The organism is Streptomyces sp. NPDC002785 (genome assembly GCF_040295565.1).
Classification (GTDB): Bacteria; Actinomycetota; Actinomycetes; order Streptomycetales; family Streptomycetaceae; genus Streptomyces.
Genome location: NZ_JBEOVN010000001.1, coordinates 69,855 through 93,214, shown reverse-complemented (window position 1 = coordinate 93,214; position 23,360 = coordinate 69,855). Strand labels below are relative to the sequence as shown.

General features: G+C 70.1%; 19 protein-coding genes. 9 read left to right on the top strand and 10 right to left on the bottom strand.

All coding sequences use genetic code 11. The annotated features are described in order from the left end of the window. Together ABTZ94_RS00435 and pdhA (ABTZ94_RS00430) are read right to left on the bottom strand one after the other, a co-directional pair. Positions 1–981, bottom strand: coding sequence for an alpha-ketoacid dehydrogenase subunit beta (locus ABTZ94_RS00435; RefSeq protein ID WP_351195986.1), 981 nt, complete (start codon positions 979–981; stop codon positions 1–3). 2 nt (positions 982–983) lie between these two features. Continuing rightward, positions 984–2,168 (bottom strand): pyruvate dehydrogenase (acetyl-transferring) E1 component subunit alpha, encoded by a 1,185-nt coding sequence (gene pdhA, locus ABTZ94_RS00430; protein WP_351195984.1) that lies wholly within the window; start codon positions 2,166–2,168, stop codon positions 984–986. A 337-nt stretch (positions 2,169–2,505) separates the two neighbouring features. Here pdhA (ABTZ94_RS00430) and ABTZ94_RS00425 point away from each other — a divergent pair, with 337 nt between their 5' ends. From ABTZ94_RS00425 to ABTZ94_RS00415, 3 genes are all read left to right on the top strand, one after another. Then, positions 2,506–3,165, top strand: a complete 660-nt coding sequence (locus ABTZ94_RS00425; protein WP_351196130.1) for a response regulator — start codon at positions 2,506–2,508, stop codon at positions 3,163–3,165. A gap of 133 nt (positions 3,166–3,298) precedes the next feature. Further along, on the top strand, positions 3,299–3,727 hold the full coding sequence (locus tag ABTZ94_RS00420) for a pyridoxamine 5'-phosphate oxidase family protein (protein WP_351195982.1): 429 nt from the start codon (positions 3,299–3,301) through the stop codon (positions 3,725–3,727). A gap of 126 nt (positions 3,728–3,853) precedes the next feature. Then, positions 3,854–4,846, top strand: a complete 993-nt coding sequence (locus ABTZ94_RS00415) for a phosphotransferase (RefSeq protein ID WP_351196128.1) — start codon at positions 3,854–3,856, stop codon at positions 4,844–4,846. Positions 4,847–4,872: 26 nt separating this feature from the next. On the opposite strand, the gene ABTZ94_RS00410 is transcribed toward ABTZ94_RS00415, so the two are convergent. After that, positions 4,873–6,501 carry a protein kinase domain-containing protein gene (locus tag ABTZ94_RS00410; protein WP_351195980.1) on the bottom strand — a complete coding sequence of 543 codons (1,629 nt, stop codon included), beginning with the start codon at positions 6,499–6,501 and terminating at the stop codon, positions 4,873–4,875. A 294-nt stretch (positions 6,502–6,795) separates the two neighbouring features. On the opposite strand from ABTZ94_RS00410, the gene ABTZ94_RS00405 reads away from it, so the two are divergent. From ABTZ94_RS00405 to ABTZ94_RS00380, 6 genes are all read left to right on the top strand, one after another. Beyond that, positions 6,796–8,442, top strand: a complete 1,647-nt coding sequence (locus tag ABTZ94_RS00405) for a protein kinase domain-containing protein (RefSeq protein WP_351195978.1) — start codon at positions 6,796–6,798, stop codon at positions 8,440–8,442. A gap of 411 nt (positions 8,443–8,853) precedes the next feature. Then, positions 8,854–9,318 (top strand): hypothetical protein, encoded by a 465-nt coding sequence (locus ABTZ94_RS00400; RefSeq protein ID WP_351195976.1) that lies wholly within the window; start codon positions 8,854–8,856, stop codon positions 9,316–9,318. An 83-nt stretch (positions 9,319–9,401) separates the two neighbouring features. Beyond that, entirely contained in the window at positions 9,402–10,016 is a 615-nt protein-coding gene (locus ABTZ94_RS00395; protein WP_351195974.1) for a PadR family transcriptional regulator, read from the top strand. 191 nt (positions 10,017–10,207) lie between these two features. After that, on the top strand, positions 10,208–10,987 hold the full coding sequence (locus ABTZ94_RS00390; protein ID WP_351195972.1) for an ABC transporter ATP-binding protein: 780 nt from the start codon (positions 10,208–10,210) through the stop codon (positions 10,985–10,987). Next, positions 10,984–13,821 carry an FtsX-like permease family protein gene (locus tag ABTZ94_RS00385; protein WP_351195970.1) on the top strand — a complete coding sequence of 946 codons (2,838 nt, stop codon included), beginning with the start codon at positions 10,984–10,986 and terminating at the stop codon, positions 13,819–13,821. The genes ABTZ94_RS00390 and ABTZ94_RS00385 overlap by 4 nt, the downstream gene beginning before the upstream one ends. 120 nt (positions 13,822–13,941) lie before the next feature. Beyond that, positions 13,942–14,490: a bacterial proteasome activator family protein gene (locus ABTZ94_RS00380; RefSeq protein ID WP_351195968.1), complete on the top strand. Its 549-nt coding sequence runs from the start codon at positions 13,942–13,944 to the stop codon at positions 14,488–14,490. A 117-nt stretch (positions 14,491–14,607) separates the two neighbouring features. Here ABTZ94_RS00380 and ABTZ94_RS00375 read toward each other — a convergent pair whose 3' ends face one another. The 7 genes from ABTZ94_RS00375 to pdhA (ABTZ94_RS00345) all read right to left on the bottom strand — a co-directional run bounded on the left by ABTZ94_RS00375 (position 14,608) and on the right by pdhA (ABTZ94_RS00345) (position 23,306). Then, positions 14,608–15,594: an NAD(P)H-quinone oxidoreductase gene (locus ABTZ94_RS00375; RefSeq protein ID WP_351195966.1), complete on the bottom strand. Its 987-nt coding sequence runs from the start codon at positions 15,592–15,594 to the stop codon at positions 14,608–14,610. A gap of 163 nt (positions 15,595–15,757) precedes the next feature. Then, a complete protein-coding gene (locus tag ABTZ94_RS00370; RefSeq protein ID WP_351195964.1) occupies positions 15,758–16,894 on the bottom strand; it encodes a potassium channel family protein in 1,137 nt (378 codons plus the stop codon). After that, a complete protein-coding gene (locus tag ABTZ94_RS00365; RefSeq protein WP_351195962.1) occupies positions 16,852–18,321 on the bottom strand; it encodes a molybdopterin molybdotransferase MoeA in 1,470 nt (489 codons plus the stop codon). Before ABTZ94_RS00365 ends, ABTZ94_RS00370 begins: the two co-directional genes overlap by 43 nt. A gap of 416 nt (positions 18,322–18,737) precedes the next feature. Further along, complete coding sequence (locus ABTZ94_RS00360; RefSeq protein WP_351195960.1) at positions 18,738–19,586, bottom strand: NTP transferase domain-containing protein; 849 nt, start codon at positions 19,584–19,586, stop codon at positions 18,738–18,740. A gap of 98 nt (positions 19,587–19,684) precedes the next feature. Then, positions 19,685–21,115, bottom strand: coding sequence for a dihydrolipoamide acetyltransferase family protein (locus ABTZ94_RS00355; protein ID WP_351195958.1), 1,431 nt, complete (start codon positions 21,113–21,115; stop codon positions 19,685–19,687). Beyond that, the gene (locus tag ABTZ94_RS00350; protein ID WP_351195956.1) at positions 21,115–22,146 is read right to left on the bottom strand and encodes an alpha-ketoacid dehydrogenase subunit beta; all 1,032 of its coding nucleotides are present in this window, start codon (positions 22,144–22,146) and stop codon (positions 21,115–21,117) included. Before ABTZ94_RS00350 ends, ABTZ94_RS00355 begins: the two co-directional genes overlap by 1 nt. Continuing rightward, positions 22,143–23,306, bottom strand: coding sequence for a pyruvate dehydrogenase (acetyl-transferring) E1 component subunit alpha (gene pdhA / locus ABTZ94_RS00345; RefSeq protein ID WP_351195954.1), 1,164 nt, complete (start codon positions 23,304–23,306; stop codon positions 22,143–22,145). Before pdhA (ABTZ94_RS00345) ends, ABTZ94_RS00350 begins: the two co-directional genes overlap by 4 nt. Positions 23,307–23,360: the final 54 nt, after the last annotated feature.

Here is a 23,360-nt window from a genome sequence, read left to right as displayed (position 1 = left end):
TCAGTACGCCAGCGAGCGGTCGACGGCGTCGAGCACACGGTCGAGACCCGGCAGGTACTCGTCCTCCAGCCGCGCCGGCGGGTACGGGGCGTGATAGCCGCCGACCCTCAGCACCGGTGCTTCCAGATGGTAGAAGCAGCGCTCGGTGATCCGGGCGGCGATCTCGGCCCCGGAGCCGTAGAACACCGGCGCTTCGTGGACCACAACAAGTCGGCCGGTCTTCTCGACCGACGTCTGGATGGTGTCGAAGTCGATCGGGGACATCGAGCGCAGGTCCAGGACCTCGATCGACTTGCCTTCCTCCTGCGCGGCCGCGGCCGCTTCCAGGCAGACCTTCACCATCGGGCCGTACGCGACGAGCGTGAGGTCGGAGCCCGTACGCGCCACCGTGGCCCGGTGCAGCGGACCGGGGATGGAGTCGGTCTCGACCTCGCCCTTGTCCCAGTAGCGGCGCTTCGGCTCGAAGAAGATGATCGGGTCGTCGCTCTGGACGGCCTGCTGCATCATCCAGTAGGCGTCGCTCGCGTTCGAGGGCGAGACCACCTTCAGGCCCGCGACGTGCGCGAACAGGGCCTCGGGAGACTCGCTGTGGTGCTCAACGGCGCCGATGCCGCCGCCGTACGGAATCCGCACGACGACCGGCAGCTTGATCTTGCCGAGCGCCCGGGCGTGCATCTTCGCAAGCTGCGTGACGATCTGGTCGTACGCGGGGAAGACGAAGCCGTCGAACTGGATCTCCACGATGGGCCGGTAGCCGCGCAGGGCCAGGCCGATCGCCGTACCGACGATGCCGGACTCGGCGAGCGGCGTGTCGATCACCCGGTCCTCGCCGAAGTCCTTCTGGAGTCCGTCGGTGATCCGGAAGACCCCACCCAGCTTGCCGACGTCCTCACCCATGATGAGGACTTTGGGGTCGGTGTCGAGAGCCTTGCGCAGCGACTCGTTGAGAGCCTTCGCAATGGACATCTTTTCCATGGCCATGGCTAGTTGCCCTCCTCGGCGAACGATGCCTGGTAGGCGGCGAACTGGGCGCGCTCCTCGTCGACGAGCGGGTTCCCGTCGGCGTAGGCGTGATCGAAGATCGCCATCGGGTCCGGATCGGGCATCGCCCGTACCGCTTCACGCACCCGCTTGCCGAGGGCCTCGCTCTCCGCCTCCAGCGCGGTGAAGAACGCCTCGTCGGCCGCGCCCTGCTTCTCCAGGTACGTACGCAGCCGCAGGATCGGGTCCTTGGCCTCCCAGGAGGCCCGCTCCTCGTCGGCCCGGTACTTCGTCGGGTCGTCGGAGGTGGTGTGCGCCCCCATGCGGTAGGTGAACGCCTCGACGAGCGTGGGCCCTTCCCCACGGCGGGCCCGCTCCAGCGCCGACCTGGTGACGGCCAGACAGGCGAGTACGTCGTTGCCGTCGACCCGGACGCCGGGGAAGCCGAAGCCCTGCGCGCGCTGGTAGAGCGGGACACGGGTCTGCTTCTCGGTCGGCTCGGAGATCGCCCACTGGTTGTTCTGGCAGAAGAAGACGACCGGGGCGTTGTAGACCGCGGAGAAGGTGAAGGACTCTGCGACGTCTCCCTGGCTGGAGGCACCGTCGCCGAAGTACGCGATCACGGCCGAGTCCGCGCCGTCCTTGGCGACGCCCATGGCGTAGCCGGTGGCGTGCAGGGTCTGCGAGCCGATGACGATCGTGTACAGGTGGAAGTTGTTGCTGTTCGGGTCCCAGCCACCGTGGTTCACACCGCGGAACATCCCCAGCAGATTGGTCGGGTCGACGCCCCGGCACCAGGCGACGCCGTGCTCCCGGTAGGTCGGGAAAACGTAGTCGTCGTCGCGCAGGGCCCGGCCGGAGCCGATCTGGGCGGCTTCCTGGCCGAGCAGCGAGGCCCACAGGCCCAGCTCGCCCTGGCGCTGCAGGGCGGTGGCCTCGGCGTCGAAGCGGCGGGTCAGGACCATGTCCCGGTACAGACCGCGCAGCTCTTCGGCGGTCAGGTCGATCTGGTAGTCGGGATGCTCCACCCGCTCGCCCTCGGGTGTCAGCAGTTGCACGAGCTCGGGCTCGGAACTCTGTGGCGTCCTGGCGGGCGTCTTTGCGGACGTCTTAGCGGGCGTTTTCACGGCGCTGGTCCGCTTACTGCTGCGTCGCGGTTTGCTCGCGGCAGTGCTCTCCACGGTCACGTGCGTGCTCCTCCGTCGGTCCGGCCCCCGGGGTCTGCCGGGAAGCCAGTGCGGCTCGCCTGTCCGTACCCGTGCACGGGGTGGGTGCCGCTCGGTCCGGGAACAGGCGTGACAGGTGCCCCGGCGAGCACCCTGCCAAAAGCACGTTACCCAGTACGCCGTATAACTGCGAAACCCTATCTGACCTGCGATTTTGCTTGGATTTCCAAGTAAATCGAAAAAGTCGGGAACTTCGCTGGTCACAGCACTGGGAACAGCCTTGCAGGCCGCCGGAACAACGGCACGTTATCCCGCCGTTCGGCGGCAGGGAAGAGGCGAGTGTGTGAGACTGCATTTTGTGCGCGAACAAGGAAAAATCACTGTTTTTCTGCTGGATGACCACGAAGTCGTCCGGCGCGGAGTCCATGAATTGCTCTCCGCCGAGGACGACATCGAGGTCGTCGGCGAGGCCGGCACGGTGGCGGACGCACTGGTCCGCATCCCCGCGACCCGGCCCGATGTGGCGGTGCTCGATGTGCGGCTGCCGGACGGGAGCGGGGTGGAGGTCTGCCGGGAGATCCGTTCCCGGGACGAGAACATCAAATGCCTGATGCTGACCTCGTACGCCGATGACGAGGCGCTCTTCGACGCGATCATGGCGGGCGCGTCGGGATATGTACTGAAGGCGATCCGCGGCAGCGAACTGCTGAGCGCGGTACGGGGCGTGGCGGCCGGGAAGTCGCTGCTGGACCCGGTGGCGACCACCCGGGTGCTGGAGCGGCTGCGCGACGGCAAGAAGGGCCGGAGCGACGACAAGCTCGCCGGTCTCACCGATCAGGAGCGCAAGATCCTCGATCTGATCGGGGAGGGGCTGACGAACCGGGTGATCGGCGAGCGGCTGCACCTCGCCGAGAAGACGATCAAGAATTATGTCTCCAGCCTGCTCTCCAAGCTGGGCATGGAACGGCGCTCGCAGGCCGCCGCGTACGTGGCCAGGCTGCAGGCGGAAAAGGGCTGAGCGCCGCGTGGCGGTAGGACCTGGACGTGCACGGAGCGGCCGCGGTCCTCGGTGATCCTCGGGACTTTGGTCCTGGGCCACCTGGGGCCGCGGCCTCTTTTTCAGGCCTCCCCGGTGGCGGAGAGTGGAGGACATGCCCTCTGAGGAACTCCACGCGATCGAACTGCTCGGCCACGTCCCGTACGGCCGGCTGGCGACGAGCATGCGGGCCCTCCCGATACTGGCGGTCGCCCGCCACATCGTGGTCGACGGCCACATCGTTCTTCGAATGCACAGCGGCCTCGGCTACCACGAGGCCTTCGACGGCACGGTCGTGGCGTACGGAGCGGACAACTTCAACACCGCACGCTCGGCGGACGACGGCGAGCTGTGGTCCGTGCAGTTCACCGGCCCCGCCGAGATCGTGCACCCGACCCCCGAACAACGGGAGCGCTTCGGTGCCGCCCCCGTCCAGGTGAACGGGGAGCCCTTCGCCCCGGCCTACCTCGGGGTCGACCCGCACTTCGTCTCCGTGCACACCCTGGGCTTCCACGCAAGTCAACCGATCCGCAACGCAGCGTGATCTAACATCTGGCGAGTGCCGCGCTCATCTGTAACCCTTCCGTCTGCTCCGCCGGCCGGCGAGGTGCTGTGCTCATCCGCGCCCCGTTCGGCCGCGCCCCGTCCTCCCGTCCCTCCGGTGGACGAGGTGCTGCGCCGCTACCCGGATGCCGGTGAGCCCCTCACCTGCAAGCCTGTCACCCAGGGCCTGCTCAACCACGGCTACCGCGTCTCCACCACCCGCGGCTCCTACTTCCTCAAGCATCACCTCGACGACTCCACCGGTGACCGCGCCACGATCGTCCGCCAGCACCGCGCCACCCAGCGGCTGCAGTCACTCGGCGTGCCCGTCGCCCCGCCCGTGGAGGACACCGAGGGCGACACGGTCACGGAGATCGGCGGGCGGTGCTACGCCCTGCACCCCTGGGTCGACGGACTGCACCGGGCCGGCGCCCAGCTCACCGCAGCCCAGTCGCAACGGCTCGGAGCGCTGCTCGGGGCGGTGCACATCGGACTCGAACAGATCATGGAGGCGGGCACGGGGCTCGCGCAACGGTCCGGCGGATACCGGAGCCCCGACCCCGCCGACACCTTCGCGCTGATCGACGACCTGCTGACGGCCGCGCGCGGGCGCCGCCCCCGGGACTCCTTCGACGAGCTGGCCGAGCACCGCCTCCTGGAGCGGCGGATCCTGCTGGAACAGCACGCCGCCCGCAGGCCGCCCACACCCGACATCCCGGCCACCGGCTGGGTGCACGGTGACTTCCACCCGCTGAACGTCCTCTACCGGGGCACGGAGCCGGTCGCGATCCTCGACTGGGACCGGCTGGGGGTCCAGCCGCGCGCGGAGGAGGCGGTACGGGCCGCGGCGATCTTCTTCGTACAGCCGGCCGGGCAGCTGGAGCTGGAGAAGGTACGGGCGTACGCGGGGGCCTACCGGCGGGCGGCCGGGGCGGGGGCGGCGGAACTGGCCGCGGCGGTGCACCGGGTGTGGTGGGAGCGGCTCAACGACTTCTGGATACTGCGCTGGCGATACTGCCTGCACGACCGAAGGGCCGACCCGCAGTTCCCTGCGGTGTCGGCCCTGGCGGTCTGGTGGACGCGCGAGTACGAGGCGGTGTGCGAAGCGTTCACGGGGTGAGCTCACCCCGTGAACGCTCTGCGCGGTTACGGGACGGTGGTACCCGCGGTGGTGCCGGCCGCACCGGCCGCGCCGGCAGAGGTTCCGGTCGACGTACCCGTGCCGCCGTCGGCCGCACCGGTGCCGCCGTCCGTCGCACCGGTGCCGCCGTCCGTCGCACCCGTGCCGCCGTCCGTCGCCCCGGTGCCGCCGTCCGTCGCCCCGGTGCCGCCGTCGGTCGCACCCGTGCCGCCGTCGGTGGTGCCACCCGTGGCCGGATTCGACGGCTCGGTCGACGGCGCCTCGGGCGAATGGCTCGGCGTGAAGGGCGGGGAATAGTGCTTCTTCGGCGGTGAGTCCTGCTGGTTGCCGGTGGAGTTCTCCGGCAGCTGGCCGCCCTCACTCTGCTTGTCGCTCGGCGAGGGCGAAGTCTTCGACGGGGACGGCGAGCTGGAGGCCGGCACGGGCTTCTTCTCCTGCTGCTTGCCGGTGTCTTTCGCCGCGCTGACCGCGAAGGCGACACCGGCGCCGATCGCGATCAGCGCGAGCACGACGAACAGCCACAGCTTGCCGCGACCGCCCCCGCCCTGGTGTCCGCCTTCGTAGCCACCGTCGTCGGGGTTCATCGGCGGCAGGATCGGGCCCTGCGAGGTGTCCCCGTGCTGCGGCTGGCTCATCGCCATCGTGCCCCCGGCCATGCCCATGGCCGGGGTGTGTCCGCCTTCGTGCATCGCGACCGGGCCGGTGTTCCACGCGCCCGTGTGGCCGCCCTGCACCTGAAGCATCTGCAGGCTGTACTGGACGAGGCCGCGCATCTCCTCAGCGCTCTGGAACCGGTCGTCCGGGTCCTTCGCGAGCGAGCGCATGACCAGCCCGTCCAGCTCCGGCGGCACCGCGCCCAAAACCTCGGACGGCGGGACCGGAATGTCCTGCACATGCTGATACACCACGGAGAGCGGCGTCTCACCCGTGAACGGGGGCCGCAGCGCCAGGAGTTCGTACAGCAGGCAGCCGGTGGCATAGAGGTCGGAGCGGTGGTCGACGGCCTTGCCCAGCGCCTGCTCGGGGGAGAGGTACTGCGGCGTGCCCATGACCATGCCGGTCTGCGTCATCGTCGACTGCGCGCCGTGCAGCGCACGGGCGATGCCGAAGTCCATCACCTTGACGGCGCCCGAGTTCGTGATGATCACGTTGGCCGGCTTGATGTCACGGTGCACGATGCCGTGCTGGTGCGAGTACGCGAGGGCTTCCAGCACACCCGAGACGATGATCAGCGCCTGCTCGGGCGGCGGGGCCTCGGCATCGAGCAGCAGATCGCGGATGGTGTGGCCCTCGACGAGCTCCATCACGATGTAGGGGACGGTCTGGCCGCCCACGACGTCCTCGCCGGAGTCGTACACGGCGACGATCGCATGGTGGTTGAGGCCCGCGACCGACTGTGCCTCGCGCGTGAACCGGGCCTTGGAGACCGGGTCCTCGGCGAGATCGGAACGCAGGAGCTTCACCGCGACCGTACGTCCCAGCCTGACGTCCTCGGCCGCGAAGACCTCCGCCATGCCGCCCCGGCCGAGCCGGTGGGTCATCCGGTAACGCCCGTCACCGACGACGCCGTCGACGCCCCAGGAGTCGGTGCCATCCGAAACTCCGCCGCCGTTTGCTTCGGAATCGGGTGCCATCAGTCCTCGCCGTCGTATCTGTCCGCGCGTCCGCGGGTTCTCACGGTGTCTAGCTGCATTGCCACGTCACGCTACAGCCTCCGCCGGACACCCCGTCCCCGGGACGGACGCGTCATCCAACCGGCCGGCGTGCCGCGCGCGCAAATTCCATGCGGTTCCTGTAACGCTTCCGAGACGCTTCTTGTGCGTAGGGTCACGGAACGGGCACCTGGCTTGACGTGTCGTACCCCTCGGGCAGACTTGGCGCGTAATGAAGATCATCGCGTCATTCGCGCGCCGAGGGGGAAGCAAGTCATGAGCCAGGACGGCGCACACGGCGCTCAGGGCCGCTATGCGGGCGGTGCGGTCGCCGGCGGCCGGTACCAGCTTCGCGACCTGCTCGGCGAGGGCGGGATGGCGTCCGTATACCTGGCGTACGACTCCGCGCTGGACCGCCAGGTCGCGATCAAGACGCTGCACACGGAGCTGGGCCGCGAGCAGTCCTTCCGTGAGCGGTTCCGGCGCGAGGCGCAGGCCGTCGCCAAACTGCAGCACACCAACATCGTCTCGGTCTTCGACACCGGCGAGGACGAGCTCGGCGGCGCGCTGATGCCGTACATCGTCATGGAGTACGTGGAGGGGCAGCCCCTCGGCTCAGTGCTCCAGGCGGACATTCGGAGTTACGGTGCGATGCCTGCCGACAGGGCACTCAAGGTGACGGCCGATGTGCTGGCCGCGCTGGACACCAGCCACGAGATGGGCCTGGTCCACCGCGACATCAAGCCCGGAAACGTGATGATGACCAAGCGCGGTGTCGTGAAGGTCATGGACTTCGGCATCGCCCGCGCCATGCAGTCGGGCGTCACGTCGATGACGCAGACCGGCATGGTCGTCGGCACCCCGCAGTACCTCTCCCCCGAGCAGGCCCTCGGCCGCGGGGTGGACGCGCGCTCCGACCTGTACTCGGTCGGCATCATGCTGTTCCAGCTGCTGACCGGACGCATCCCGTTCGACGCGGACTCGCCGCTCGCCATCGCGTACGCGCACGTCCAGGAGGAGCCGGTCGCGCCCTCCACCATCAACCGGTCGATCACTCCCGCGATGGACGCGCTCGTCGCGCGTGCGCTGAAGAAGAACCCGAACGAGCGCTTCCCGAGCGCCGCGGCGATGCAGGACGAGATCGCGCGCGTGCTGAACGCGAGCGGGCAGACGGGCGCCCCGATGATCGTCACCGGCGGCGGCGCACCGTCGAACAGCGGCTCGGGCGTCGGCTCCGCGGTCTTCCCGCCGGTCGACCAGTCCACCCCGGCGCCGCAGAACGTCCAGACGCCGTACCAGCCGGGCCCGTACCAGTCGGGCGCCCGGTCGGGGCCGTACGGTCCGCCGACCCCGGCACCCACGCCGGCTCCCTCGTACGGCTATCCGCAGTCGGCTCCGGCATACCAGAGCCAGGCGCCGATGTCCCCCATGCAGCAGACCCCGCCGCCCTACACGATCGCGCCGCAGCCGCAGTCCGGCTCCGGCGCGGGCGGCTCCAAGCGGAACACGCCGGTGATCATCGGCTCGATCGTGGTCGCGCTGATCGCGATCGGCGGGCTGATCACGGTGCTCTCGCTGAAGAACTCGGATACGGGCGGTGGCTCCTCCGCGAACGAATCGCCGGCCGCGAGCGAGCACAAGGATCCGGAGCGGAACCGGACGATGAAGACCGATGACTGCACGGACGCCCTGGAGGACAACGACGACCCGAGCAAGGTCAACGCACCGAGTTTCCTCTACAAGGACATCCTCTCCGCGAAGGCGTGCGCGGACGCGGCGGGTTGGACGATCAAGCAGATCAAGGTGCCGGGGAACGCGTACGCGGAGGACCAGGTCGTCGATCAGTTCCCGACCTCCGGGACGGCCGTGTCCAAGACAGGCGCCCACTTCGAGCTGCGCATCGCGACGGGCGACCCGGCCTGAGCGGACGTGTACACGGGTAGACGGGTACACGGGTGCACGGAAGTGGCGGCTCGGTACGTGAGAAGGCGGGCTTCCCGGGCCGCATACACGTGACGGCACCCCTTAAGGCCGTCACATATCCGAGATGCTGGACATATCGCCACATGTGACGCTGGCCGCATGGCTCCAGGACTTCTCCCCTCACGGTCCACGAGGTGCGTGGCCTGCCTCATATTGACGGCGGGCGCGGCGCTGGGGGGCGCAACTGGCGTGGCGCACGCGGACCGGCGTACCCCCGGTGGGACGCCGGGGGCAGCCAACGCCTCGGCGGCGCCGCCCCCGACCACGCCGGCCGGCCCTTCCGACCCGCCTTCCACCACCCCCGGCGTCGAACCGTCAGGCAAGGATTCGGCCACTCCTTCGGCCGTACCGATGACCACTCCCTCGGTGGGCGCCGCGGCCGCCCCCGCGCCCCCGGCATCATCCCCTGCGCCCTCTTCCCCGGCCTCCGGCTCCCCCTCGGCCTCACCCTCCTCCGCCCCCTCCTCCACCACCGCGTACGCAGGGTCGCCACCTCCCGAAGCGCAGCCCCCGCTCGCCGGGCGCGAGGCCGGCGAGGGGCGACTCCGGCCCGGGCGGCAACTCCTGCCGTGGGAGCTCGCGCCCGCGGACGGTTCGTTCGACGAGCCCGACGCGCGGCCCCCGGCGACCGACCCCGCGCCGGTGACCGCCGGGACACCGGCGGCGAGCGCGTCCCCCGAAGCCGGTCGGCTCCATCCGCAGGCACTCGACGGGCCTGCCGGTGAGCGGGTGCAGCGGGTGTCCCTGGGCGCCGGAATCGCACTGATAGGAGTGGGGCTGGGCTTCCTGGCATTCCGGTTGCGCCGCCCGAACTGAGTCGGCCCACCGGCCTCCCACCAGCTCCCACACACTCCGGCAGGGACTTGCGTGAAGCAACATACTCGGTATACATACTCAGTATGTCGATCCGCCACGGGCTACTGGCCCTGCTGGAGCGGGGGCCCAGATACGGCTCCCAGCTCCGCACCGAATTCGAATCGCGCACCGGCTCCACCTGGCCGCTCAACGTCGGCCAGGTGTACACGACACTGAGCCGGCTGGAGCGCGACGGCCTGGTCGTCCAGGACGACGAGGACGACCAGGGACACGCCCTCTACGCGATCACCGACGACGGCCGCACCGAGCTGCGGAGCTGGTTCGACACGCCCGTCGACCGCAACAACCCGCCGCGCGACGAGCTGGCCATCAAGCTCGCCATGGCGGTCGGCGCGCCCGGTGTCGACATCCGGGCCGTCATCCAGTCCCAGCGCCACCACACCGTGAAGGCGATGCAGGACTACACCCGCCTCAAGGCACAGGCCCTCGCCGATGTCCCGGCCAACCGCGACGAGGTCGCCTGGCTGCTCGTACTCGAGCAGCTGATCTTCCAGGCGGAGGCCGAGGCCCGCTGGCTGGACCACTGCGAGTCGCGGCTGGTCCGCCTCGCCGAGGCCGCCGCCACGGAGCCGGAGCCCGAGGTGCGTACGACCAGCCGCGCCCCGGCCCGTACCGCCCGTCCACGCACCCGGCGCTGACCACAGTCCACTCGGAAACCGGCACTGATCTCAGGCCATCCACATACGCACCGGGCGCCGGCCACGGACTGCCGCGTACGCACCCGGTGCCAACCACTAACCGCCACGTACGCACCCGGCGCCAGCCACGAATGGCTTCGGTGTCCGGCGTCGGCCCCACAAGACCCGTTCCAAGGGGGGAACCACCCACCATGTCCTCGCGCGCCCCTTCCCGATCCGCGTCCTCGTCCGGTTCGCCGCTGTCGGTCCCCGCACCGGTGCTCGAACTCCGAGCACTCACCCGCACCCACGGCACCGGCATCGCCGAGGTGCAGGCCCTGCGCGGCATCGACCTCTCCGTGCACACGGGTGAACTCGTCGCCGTGATGGGCCCCTCCGGCTCCGGCAAGTCCACCCTGCTGACCATCGCGGGCGGTCTCGACACCGCGACCAGCGGCCAGGTCATCATCGAAGGCCAGGACATCTCCGGCCTCGGCCGCAAGGGCGTCGCCGCCCTGCGCCGCCGCAGCGTCGGTTATGTCTTCCAGGACTACAACCTGATCCCGGCACTCACCGCCGCCGAGAACATCGCCCTGCCGCGCGAGCTCGACGGGGTCTCCGTGCGCCAGGCCCGCAAGGAGGCACGGGCGGCGCTGGAGGAGTTGAAGCTCCTGGAGATCGCCGACCGGTTCCCGGACGAGATGTCCGGCGGCCAGCAGCAGCGCGTCGCGATAGCCCGTGCGCTGGTGGGGGACCGGCGCCTCGTGCTCGCCGACGAACCGACCGGGGCACTCGACTCCGAGACCGGCGAGGCCGTGCTCGCGCTGCTGCGCAGACGCTGCGACCAGGGTGCGGCCGCCGTGATGGTGACGCACGAACCGCGGTTCGCCGCCTGGGCGGACCGGGTGGTCTTCCTCCGCGACGGTTCGATCGTCGACGAGACGCTCACCGCCGGTGCCGACTCGCTGCTGGCCGCCGAGGGCGCCAAGTGAGCGTCTTCACGGGCTGGCGCGCCTCCCTCCGGATAGCCAGGCGCGATGCGATGCGCGCCAAGGGCCGCAGCGCACTCGTGGTCGCGATGATCGCGGTGCCGGTACTCGGGGTCACGGCCCTCGACGTGACGTACCGCAGCGTCACACCGACCACCGCCGAGCAGCTGACGGCCGAGATGGGCTCCGCCGACGCTCTCTTCAGCGACCCGCAGATGGGCCCCATCGAGCAGATGCCCGACGGGGAGATGTACCTCGACATCGAAGGCGGGGGGCTGGAGAACGACAGCCCCTCGGTCGACATCAGAACCACGTTCCCCAAGGGCTCACGGGCGATCAGCATCCAGTCCGTCCCGGCGAGTATCACCACCGCGTACGGCATCGCCAACACCGACGTCTACGAGTTCCGCACATCGGACAAGCTGGCCCGCGGCAAGATCGACCTGGTGCGCGGCGCCTACCCGCACGGCAAGGGCGAGATGGCCGCCACCGAGCCGTTCCTCAAGTCGACCGGGCTGCAAATCGGTTCGTCCACCACCCTGCGCAACTCCGGTGAGAAGTACACGATCACCGGAGTGGTCGAGCGGCCCGACGAGCTGCCGGCCGAGGCCCTGTACGCCGACCCGGGAGCGGTCATCGCGCCGTGGAAGGCCAAGGCCGACCACGACAAGAAGGTGCTGCCGCCGAACGCCGGCCCCAAGAGCTGGCTGGTCAAAGGCCCCGAAGCGGTCGGGGTGACCTGGCCGCACATCATGGAGGCCAATAAGTCGGGCATCCTCGTCAAGTCCCGCCAGGTCGTCCTCGACCCGCCGCCGGACTCCGAGGTCCCGCTGGCCAAGAAGACCTCCGACACGTACTCGGACAGCTCCGGGGAGCTGAGCACGGCCCTCATCACCGTGATCGCCATGACGGTCCTGGAGATCGTGCTGCTCGCCGGACCGGCCTTCGCCGTCGGCGCGCGCCGCTCCCGCCGTCAGCTCGGCCTGCTCGGCACCTGCGGCGGGGACAGGCGCCATGTCCGGGCCGTGGTGCTCGGCGGCGGTCTGGTGCTCGGCGGCACCGGGGCCGTGGCCGGTGTGGTGGCCGGACTCGGGCTCACCGCGGCGTTCCGCCCCATGATCGAAGACTGGGCCGGGCAACGCTTCGGCTCCCTCTCCCTGAAGCCCACAGAGCTGTTGGCCATCGCCGCGCTCGGCCTGATCACCGGTCTCCTGGCGGCATTCGCCCCGGCGATCGTGGCGAGCCGGCAGTCGGTACTGGAGTCGCTCACAGGACGGCGCGGCGTCCGCCGCTCCTCCCGGGTGCTGCCCATCCTGGGCGTCTGCATGCTGGCCATCGGTTGTGCCGTCGCCGTCCTCGGCGGCACCAGCGGAGATTCGGCACTGGTCGCCGGCGGCTCGATCACCGCCGAACTCGGGCTGCTCGCCTGCATCCCGGTGATCGTCGGCTTCCTCGGGCGGCTCGGCAAGAGGCTGCCGCTCTCGCCCCGGATGGCGCTGCGCGACGCGGCCCGCAACCGCGGTCGTACCGCCCCCGCGGTCGCCGCGGTGATGGCGGCCGTCGCGGGTTCGGTCGCCATCGCCACATACATGGCCAGCCATTCGGCCGAGGCGAAATACGACTACATTCCCTCGCTCGCCAAGGGGACCATCGTCGTCTCGTCCGCCGACGAGAAGGCGGCCGAGCACCTTCCTCTGGCTCGGACAGCGGTGGAGCGGAACATGGCCGTCACCAGCAAACACGCGGACTTCCGGCGGGTCTGGGCAGGCAGCGACTGCAACATCTACGAGGAGGGCCACTGCGGCTCGCTGGAACTGGTCAAGCCCACCGGCGCGGCCTACAGTTGCCCGCTCACCGGCAAGGGAGCCGAGGAACTCGCCGCGCGGCTCTCCGCCGACGAGCACAAGAAGCTGATGAGTTCCCCCGCCTGCCTCGACCTGAAGGAGTCGGGTGTCTTCAACACCGATGAGAGCAACATCGTCGTCGCGGACGCGGCCCTGCTCGACACGTATGTGAAGCTCGACGACCCCGAAGCCGCCAAGGCGCTGGCCGCGGGCACACCGGTGCTGCTCAACCCGGCGTACGCAAAGAACGGCGAGGTCACCGTCAAGGCGGTCCACCAGTACAGCGAGAAGGACAGGAAGAGCTGGAAGCTGCACCCGGGCAAGGCGCGGACCACTGTGGACAAGCTGAAGGTGTACGTGGCCCCCGCGAAGTACGCCGCCACCCCTGGAATCCGCATGATCCTTCCGGAGAAGACCGCAGAGCGGCTCGGCCTGCACACCAGGGTGTCCGGGAGCGTGTATGCCGTCGCCCATGCGCCGACGTCCGCCGAGGACCAGCGGGTTTACGGTGCCATCGATCAGGCCGGCGGCGGCATCTGGGTGCAGTCCGACCACGGGCCCAGCCAGCGGGAGGAGGACACCCTCCTGCTGATCCTGACCCTGTTCGCCGGAGTGGTGACCCTGGGCGCGGCCGCGATCACTACGGGCCTCGCCAAGGCGGACGCGGAAGCCGATCTCAACACGCTCAGCGCGGTGGGTGCGACTCCGGGCGTGCGGCGGAGGCTGTCCGGCTTCCAGTGCGTGGTGGTGGCGCTCACAGGTGTGGTGCTCGGCGCACTGGCAGGCCTGGTGCCCGCGGTGGCACTGCGCCTCATCGACCTGCGGGAGGCGCTGAAGGTGATGCGGATGGATCCCACGCAGTCGGCGTACACGCCGATCGTGCTGCCCTGGGAGACCCTCGGTCTGCTTGTCGTGTGCATCCCGCTGCTGGCCGGGGCGCTCGCGGCAGCGTTTACGCGGTCGCGCCTGGCGCTCGCACGGCGGGCCGGATGATGACGCGGGGCGGTGCGGTCAGTGGCCTGACCGGCTGATTCGGTGCCCCCGCAAACGGTGGATCAACCGTTTGCGGGGGCACCACCGTGTTGTACGGCAGGTGTGCGAGACAATGGCGCCATGGAGATGCCGAGGAATGAACGGTCGCAGGAGCACCCCCAAGTCCTCGTAGTGGGGCAGGACGGCATGGCGATCGGCGGCGGTGGCACTGACGACGAATCGCGTGAGGTCCCGGTGACGGAGATGGTCGAACAGCCCGCGAAGGTCATGCGCATCGGCAGCATGATCAAGCAGCTCCTGGAGGAGGTCAGGGCGGCTCCTCTCGACGAGGCAAGCCGGGTAAGGCTCAAGGAGATCCACGCAAGCTCCGTGAAGGAGCTGGAGGACGGCCTCGCACCGGAGCTGGTGGAGGAGCTGGAGCGGCTCTCCCTGCCGTTCACCGAGGAGTCGGTGCCTTCCGAGGCGGAACTCCGGATTGCACAAGCCCAGTTGGTGGGCTGGCTGGAGGGCCTCTTCCACGGCATCCAGACGGCGCTGTTCGCCCAGCAGATGGCGGCACGGGCCCAGCTGGAGCAGATGCGGCGCGCCCTTCCACCGGGAAGCGGACACGAGGACGAGGACGGCAGCGGGGACCAGCACGGGGCCCTCCGGTCGGGCCCGTATCTCTAGTCCGTACATCGCAATTGGTTCGCACACCTCGATCACAGAGCAACGCCAAGGCCCGGCGCACATGGTCAACGACCTGTGTGCCGGGCCTTTTCCTGCGCGGTGCGGGAAGGCGGCGCGTCAGCCCGCGGGTGTCTGCAGAAGCACCTTTCCGATGTGTGCGCTGGACTCCAGCACCCGGTGAGCCTCGGCGGCATCCTGCATCGGCAGCGTGCGGTCCACGATCGGCCGGACGAAACCGTCGGCGATCAGCGGCCAGACGTGCTCGCGTACGGCGGCGACGATGGCGGCCTTCTCGGCGGGCGGACGGCCACGCAGCGAGGTCGCGGTGATGGCGGCCCGCTTGTTCAGGAGAGCACTCAGATTCAGCTCGCCCTTGGCGCCGCCCTGAAGGCCGATGATGGCCAGGCGGCCGTTGACGGCGAGTGCCTTCACGTTCCGCTCCAGGTACTTCGCGCCGACGATGTCGAGGATGACATCCGCACCGGCCCCGTCCGTCGCCGTGCGCAGCTCCTGGACGAAGTCCTGCTCCCGGTAGTCGATCAGGATGTCGGCCCCGAGCTCCGCGCAGCGCTCGAGCTTCTCCGGTCCGCCCGCGGTCACCGCGACCCGTGCGCCCACTGCCTTGGCGAGCTGGATCGCCATCGTGCCGATGCCGCTGGACCCGCCGTGCACCAACAGCGTTTCGCCGGGGCGCAGATGGGCCACCATGAACACGTTCGACCAGACCGTGGCCGTCACCTCGGGCAGCGCCGCGGCCTGAGTCAGGTCGACTCCGTCCGGTACGGGCAGCAGCTGCCCTGCGGGGACGGCGACCTTCTCCGCGTAACCGCCGCCTGCGAGCAACGCACACACCTCGTCGCCGACCGACCAGCCGGTGACACCGGGCCCGATCGCCGAGATGCGGCCCGCGCACTCCAGGCCCGGGTACGGGGACGCGCCGGGTGGCGCGTTGTAGAACCCCTGCCGTTGCAGCACGTCGGCGCGATTGACAGCGCTGGACACGACATCGACAAGGACCTCGCCCTCGCCGGCTACCGGATCTGGCACCTCGGCCCATACGAGCGCCTCGGGGCCACCGGGTTCGGGGATCGTGATCGCATACATGGCGGCGAGGCTACTCCGTGGCGCGGGCCCGGCGACGCCGTGGCGCCGGGAGGCGGGCGACACCGTGTGGACGGGGCCGGGCGACACCTTGGGCAGCGGGCCGGGCCGGTGGAAGCGAACCGTGCCTTGGCGACGCCCGCTACGTGCGCGGCGCGATTCCCGGCTACGGGCGCGGCGTGCCCGTAGCCGGGTTGATCGGCAGTGGTTCGTTCGAGGCACGCACGATGGTGATCAAACGGTCCGTCAACTGGAGCGGACTGGCCGCCGGATCGTCGTATCCGATCAGCCGATGCCCGCGCAACACGCTGACCACGAGATCGTCGGTCTCCCGGACGCTCTTGCCCACCTCGGCCTTTATCACCGGCCGTTCGACGAGATCGAGACCGCTGCCCTGCTGGATCAGGTCCTCCATCACCGTGCCCGCGCTGGGGCTGAGGACGGAGAGGCCGAGCAGCCGGCCCGCCGCGCTGGCGCTGGTGATCACGGCGTCGGCGCCGGACTGCCGGAGCAGCGGAGCGTTCTCCTCCTCGCGCACCGCGGCGACGATCTTCGCGCCGCGGTTGAGCTGGCGCGCAGTCAACGCCACCAGCACCGCCGTGTCGTCGCGCTGGGTGGCGATGATGATCTGACGCGCCTTCTGGAGCTCGGCCCTCAACAGCACCTCACTGCGCGTCGCATCGCCGACCACGCCCACGAACCCTTCGGCGTTGGCAATCTCTATCACCTTGGTCGCCGGGTCGACGATGACGATCTGTTCTTTCTTCAGGCCGGTGGCCCGCAGGGTCTGGATGGCCGAACGGCCTTTCGTGCCGAAGCCGACGACAACGGTGTGGTCACGCAAGTTGGTTCTCCAACGCTTCAGCCGAAAGTCCTCCCGGGTCCGTTCCGTAAGGACCTCGAGAGTGGTGCCGACCAGGATGATCAGGAAGAGCACCCGCAGCGGTGTCACGAGCACCACATTGGTGAGCCGGGCGCCGTCCCCGTACGGGGTGATGTCGCCGTACCCGGTGGTGGAGAGGGTGACCGTCGCGTAGTACACCGCGTCCAGCAGGTCGACGTTGTCATCGGCGGCGTCGTGATATCCACTGCGGTCGAGCCAGACGATCAGCACGGTGGCGACCAGCACCATCAACGCCATCATCAGCCGCTTGGCGACCTGCCGCGCCGGTCCGGTGACGACCCTGCGCGGGAGCTGCACCCGCGTGGGCGCGACATGCTCGTCGGCGCGCCTGGCCATCGCATCGTGGCCGGGAAGTTTCACGTGAAACACCCTTCCGTCCACGGCGTCGCCGAGGCCCACGGTAGGTCGAGAATCTCTACCTCGGTGCCGGACCGTACCCCGCCCGGTGGCACGACGGCCAGTCCGTCCGCCGCGGCAACTCCTCGGAGCATCGCCGGACCGTTGTAGTGCAGCGGTACGACGTGCTCGGCACCGCTGCCGGTTCGCGCGTCGCCGAGGTAGCCGGTGGTGCCTGTGCGGTGGACGACAGGCACAAGACGGGTGTCGTGCGGGTGCCCGTGCACCTCGTCGCGTACGACGACCCGGTACGGCGCCTCCGGCGCAAGGCCGGCCAGCCCGCGGAGCAGAGGCTCGGCGAGTGTGAGGAGCCCGGAGACGGCGGCCAGGGGATTGCCGGGCAGTCCGACGAGATACGGGCCCACGTCTGAACCCTCCATCTTGAGCCGGGCCAGCAGCATCGGGTGACCGGGGCGGACCGCGACGCCGTCGATCAGCAACTCGACCCCGATCTCGGCAAGGACCGGGTGGACGTGGTCGACAGGGCCCGAGGCGGTACCGCCGGTGGTGATGACCAGATCGGCGTCGGAGGTGGTGAGGACGCGACGGAGGGCCTCCGCGTCGTCGCCGAGGCGCTGCGGGGCGGAGACATCTGCTCCCAGCGCGCGCAGCCAGGGGCCGATCATCGGGCCGAGCGCGTCACGGATCAGCCCGTCGTGCGGCAGACCGCTGGTCAGCAGTTCGTCACCGAGGACAAGGACATCGACGCGAGGGCGGGGGACGATGACGAGCTCGTCGTACCCGGCGGCGGCGGCCAGACCGAGGACAGCGGGCGTCACCAGGGCCCGGGCGGGCAGGAGTTGATCGCCGGAACGGCATTCCTGACCACGGGGCCTGATGTCCTGTCCGGGGAGCACCTGATGCTTCGCGTGGAGCAGCCCCTTGGCCTCGTCCACGTGAGCGTGTTCGCTGCGGATCACGGCATTGGCATCCGCCGGGATGCGGGCGCCGGTGGCGATCCGTACGGCCTCGCCGTCGGGGAGCGTGGCGGGGGTGCTGTGCCCGGCAAGGATGCCCAGATCCTGGGCTGGGCGTGGACCTGCATCCGTGTCCCCGGAACCCTTCTCGTTTCCGGCTCCTTCGACCTTGCGGATGGTCCACGGCCCGGGTCCGGTGACGACCCAGCCGTCCATGGCGGAGGTGTCGAAGGACGGCAGGTCGGTGAGCGCGACGAGCGGCTCGGCGAGTACGTGTCCGAGCGCCTGGTCGAGGGGGCGTCGCCGGACGCGGGCGGGAGCGTCCCGGCCCGACCGTGCGGCGAGGGCACGCGCCTCCCGCCAGGGCGTCGCCCGACTGCGCCGGTCACGCCCATGGGGGCGGTCGGCGCTCCGGTTCGGGGGCGAGGGCAGAAACTGGGATGCGGACGCGAGTCTTTCCGTGGGGCGGGGCAGGTCCGTGGAGTTCGGTTGCCCCAAGGGGCCAAAGTCCATGAAGTGGGGCTGATCCGCAGTGTGGGGCTGATCCACGGACTGAGGTCGACGTGCGGGGCGGGGCTCGTCCGACGACTGACGCCCGACCAGAGCGAGGGCCTGTTCAACAGCCCTGTCCTCCTCGGCGGCCCGCAGCTCGTCAGGAGTCGGGCCCCGATGCGCCGCCGGAGGACGGTCATTCGCCGAGGGCGAGTTGACCGCTGACGGCGGGTTGGCCACCGAAGACGAACCGACCGTCGAGGAGGAGTTGAAGGCCGACGACCGATCACCTGACTCCAGCACGCAGTCGGCCGACTCCGGATGGTCACGGGCCGAAGTCCCGACACCTGCCGAGGGCACCACGCCTGCCGAGGGCCCGACGCCCATCGACGCAACGCCGGCCGCCGAAGGCGGGTCGGACCTGCCGTTATGGGCTGTCATTGCGTCTCGTTCTCGTCCGCCCACCGAAGTGCGAGCGCAGCAGCCTTGCGGGCGGCCTCGGCCACCGCCGCCGGGCCGTCGCCGTCGCTGCTCGCCTTCGCCGCCGCGTACCCGACCAGGAAGGTCGTCAGGGGCGCGGCGGGCCGGGTGACGCCGTGGGCGGCGTCACGGGCGAGATCGAGCAGGACGTCGGTGTCGACGTCGAGCTCGATGCCCAGTTCGTTCTTGACTGCGGTGATCCATTCGTCCAGCACGGTCCCATGCTCTCTGATACGAGCACGGGCCGACGCGATGTCCTCCCAGGTGTCGCAGTCGAAGGAGGCGAGGGGACCGGCACCCACCCGGGCAAGGTCGAGTTCATTCGTCAGCAACCGCAGGGGAAGTCCGGACAGACTGCCGTGCTCAGTGGCGAGCAGGGCTAGCTCGCGGCGCAGCGGTTCGGCACGGTACGCGGCGACGAGAGGCTGGTCGCGACCGTCCTGATCGGTACACAGGACCCCGTCCCGCTGCCCGCCACCGGCGGCGGCCAGCAGCGCTCCGACCGCGCTCTCCCCGAGGAACGGCAGATCGGCGGAGAGTACGAGAACCCATTCCGCGGCGGTGCACCGGACCCCGGCGCCGAGCGCGGCCAACGGGCCTCCGCCCTGAGGTTCTTCGCGCGTCCAGGTCACTGCGCGCACGGTGGGCCGCCGCCCGCCCACCACCACGGTGGCCGACGCATCGGCACAGGCCGCCAGCACCCTGTCGAGCAGCGCGCGGCCACCGACCCGGATTCCGGGCTTGTCGGCGCCGCCGAGCCGCTTGGCGGCCCCTCCGGCAAGGACGATGGCGTCATATGCGGTCATGCATCCGAGTATGCGGGCCGCAGCCTCCCGTTGATCTCCCCGTCCGCAATCCAGTGGATCAGCGAGGGGAGGAAACGGGAGCCCGCGCCCCTTCCCGCCTACAACGCGCGCAGCAGCACCGCCGGTTGTTCCACGCAGTCGGCCACGTAGCGCAGGAAGCCACCGGCCGTACCGCCGTCGCAGACCCGGTGGTCGAAGGTCAGCGAGAGCTGGACGACCTGGCGTACGGCCAGCTCGCCCTCGTGCACCCACGGCTTGGGCACGATCCGGCCGACGCCCAGCATCGCCGCCTCCGGGTGGTTGATGATCGGAGTCGAACCGTCGACTCCGAACACCCCGTAGTTGTTCAGCGTGAACGTGCCGCCGGTCAGCTCCGCCGGGGTCAGCCTCCCGGTCCGGGCCGCCTCGGTCAGCCGGGCGATCTCGGCCCCGATCGACTCCGCGTTCCGGGTCTGCGCATCCCGTACGACAGGGACAACCAGGCCCCGCTCCGTCTGGGCCGCGAACCCGAGATGAACCTCCGGCAGCCGCACGATCTCCCGCGCTTCCAGGTCGACCGTGGAGTTGAGCTCGGGGAACCGGGCCAGTGCAGCGGTGCAGATACGCGCCAGCAGGGCGAGCACCGAAACCTTGGACCCGGCGGCCGGACCAGTGGCCCTGTTCATCGCGGATCTGGCCGCCATCAGCTCGGTGGCGTCGGCGTCGACCCAGCACGTGGCATCGGGGATCTCCCGGCGGCTGCGCACCAACTTGCCGGCGACCGCGCCCCGTACACCGCGCAGCGGAATCCGCTCCACGGCCGGACTCGCAGCCTTCTGCGCCACCGACGACTGCACCGGAGGCAGCGACGTCGCTTCCGATACCGACTCCGGCACCGAGGTCGGCATGGGAGCCGCCGCCCCCTCTGCGACTGCCCTGATCGCGGATTCGACGTCGGACCGCAGGATCAGCCCGTCGGGCCCGGAACCCGCCAGCTGCCGCAGATCAAGATCATGCTGCCGCGCCAGTTTCCGCACCAGCGGGGAAACGACGGCCACCGGCCCCTGCGCCGCGTCCGGAACAGCCGCAGAAACCGCAGCCGCAGCCGTCACATGTGCGACAACAGGCGCCGCCATCGCCTCGGGACGGACCCGTCGACGGCGCGCCACCGGTGCGCCCGTCCCGTATCCGACCAGAACATTGCCGGATGCCTCCGCCTCACCGGACCCGGAACCGGAGCCGGAACCCGCCCCGCCCGAACCGGCCCCCGAGCCCGCCGATCCCACGGACCCCAAGGCTCCCTCGGACCCAACCGCCACCGTCAACAGCGGCTCCCCGACCGGAAGTTCCGTGCCCTCCTCGCCGAACCGCGCGGTCACCACGCCCCCGTAAGGGCACGGCACCTCCACCATCGCCTTGGCCGTCTCGACCTCGACGACCGGCTGGTCGATGGCGACGACATCGCCGACCTCCACCAGCCAGCGCACGATCTCCGCCTCGGTGAGCCCTTCGCCGAGGTCCGGCAGCTTGAATTCGAATACCTGAGGCATCAGCTCTCCGCCTCCCACTGCAAGCGGGCGACCGCGTCGAGCACCCGGTCCACGCCCGGCAGATGGTGCCGCTCCTGCATCGGCGGCGGATACGGAATATCGAACCCGGTGACCCGCAGCACCGGCGCCTCCAGATGATGGAAGCAGCGCTCGGTGACCCGGGCCACGATCTCGCCGCCCGGACCGCCGAAACCGGAGGACTCATGGACGACGACGGCGCGCCCCGTACGCCGCACGGAAGCGGCGACGGTCTCGTCGTCGAACGGCACCAGTGAGCGCAGGTCGACGACTTCGAGATCCCAGCCCTCTTCGACGGCCGCTTCCGCAGCCTCCATACAGACCGGCAGCGACGGCCCGTACGTGATCAGCGTCGCGCTGCGCCCGGGCCGGCGGACGACAGCCCGTCCGATCGGCTCCACGGCCACCGGTGCCTCGGGCGACCAGTCCGCCTTCGACCAGTAGAGCCGCTTCGGCTCCAGGAAGACCACAGGATCGTCGGAGGCGATCGATGCCCTCAGCAGCCCGTACGCATCCTCGACCGTGGCGGGCGTGACGACATGGAGGCCGGGCGTCGCCATGTAGTACGCCTCCGAGGAGTCGCTGTGATGCTCGACGCCACCGATCCCGCCGCCGTACGGCACCCGGACCGTGATCGGCAACGGCATGGCACCGGCCGTCCGGTTCCGCATCTTGGCGACATGGCTGATGAGCTGCTCGAACGCCGGATAGGCAAAGGCATCGAACTGCATCTCCACCACGGGCCGCAGCCCGTACATCGCCATGCCGACGGCCGTGCCGAGGATGCCCGCCTCGGCCAGCGGGGTGTCCGTGCAACGGTCCTCGCCGAACTCCTTCGCCAGACCGTCGGTGATCCGGAAGACCCCACCGAGCGTGCCGACGTCCTCGCCGAGGACATGCACCGTCGGGTCTTCGGCCATCGAGTCGCGCAGCGCTCGCCCGAGCGCCTGCGCCATGGTGGCGGGTTTGGCCTTCGCCGTCCGCTCTCCAGCCGACGCCGCTGCCGTGGTCATCGCCCTTCCTCCAGGTCGTTGTGGCCGTGCTGGCCCTGCTCGGCCTCCAGCTCGACACGCAACCGGGCGGCCTGCTCCCGCAGTTGCGTGGTCTGCTCCGCGTACACATGGGCAAAGAGATCCATCGGGTCGAGCACCGGATCGGCATTCATCCGCTCGCGCAGAGCGGCAGCCATCCCCTCCGCGGCCGCGCGCGCCTCCTCGATCCCGTCGTCGCCGAGCAACCCGCGCCCGGTCAGCTCCCGCTCCAGGAGCTGGATCGGATCGTGCGCACGCCACGCCTCCACTTCGCTGTCGACGCGGTACCGCGTGGCGTCATCGGCGTTCGTATGGGCATCCATGCGGTACGTCACCGCCTCGACCAGCGTCGGACCACCGCCGCTCCGAGCCCGTGCGACCGCCTCACCGAGGACCTGGTGCATGGCGACCGCATCATTGCCGTCCACAAGCCGTCCCGGCATCCCGTATCCCACGGCCTTGTGCGCCAGGGACGGAGCGGCAGTCTGCTTGGCCAGCGGTACAGAGATCGCGAAGCCGTTGTTCTGTACAAGGAAGACGACCGGGGCCCGCCAGACGGCCGCGAAATTCAGCGCCTCGTGGAAATCGCCCTCGCTGGTCCCGCCGTCACCGACCATGGCCAGCGCCACCACGTCGTCGCCCTTGAGGCGCGCCGCGTGTGCCAGGCCCACCGCATGCGGCAGCTGAGTGGCGAGGGGGGTGCAGAGCGGGGCGATGCGGTGCTCGCGCGGGTCGTAACCGGTGTGCCGGTCGCCGCGCAGCAGCGTCAGTGCCTCGACCGGGTCCAGGCCGCGCACCACGGCCGCCAGCGTGTCGCGATAACTGGGAAAGAGCCAGTCACGCTCCTCCAGAACCAGCGCGGCTGCTATCTCGCAGGCCTCCTGCCCCGTGCTCGACGGGTAGACAGCGAGCCGGCCCTGCTTGGTGAGAGCGGTGGCCTGCGCGTTGTACCGCCGGCCGCGCACCAGCTCCGCGTAGAGCCGCAGCAGCAGCTCGGGGTCGGCATCGGCCACGGCGTCCGTACCGAGCACACGGTACGGCTCGGGGTCCGGGAGCAGCGGCGCGGGATCGGTGAGCGGCTTCCAGGCCGGGGGCGGTGTGGGCCGGTAAGCGGCCGCGCCGGGCAGCTCTTGGACCGTCATGACAAGCACCTCCTGGCATCGAGGGGGTTTTCGAGCGGCGTCTGGCGACATCGG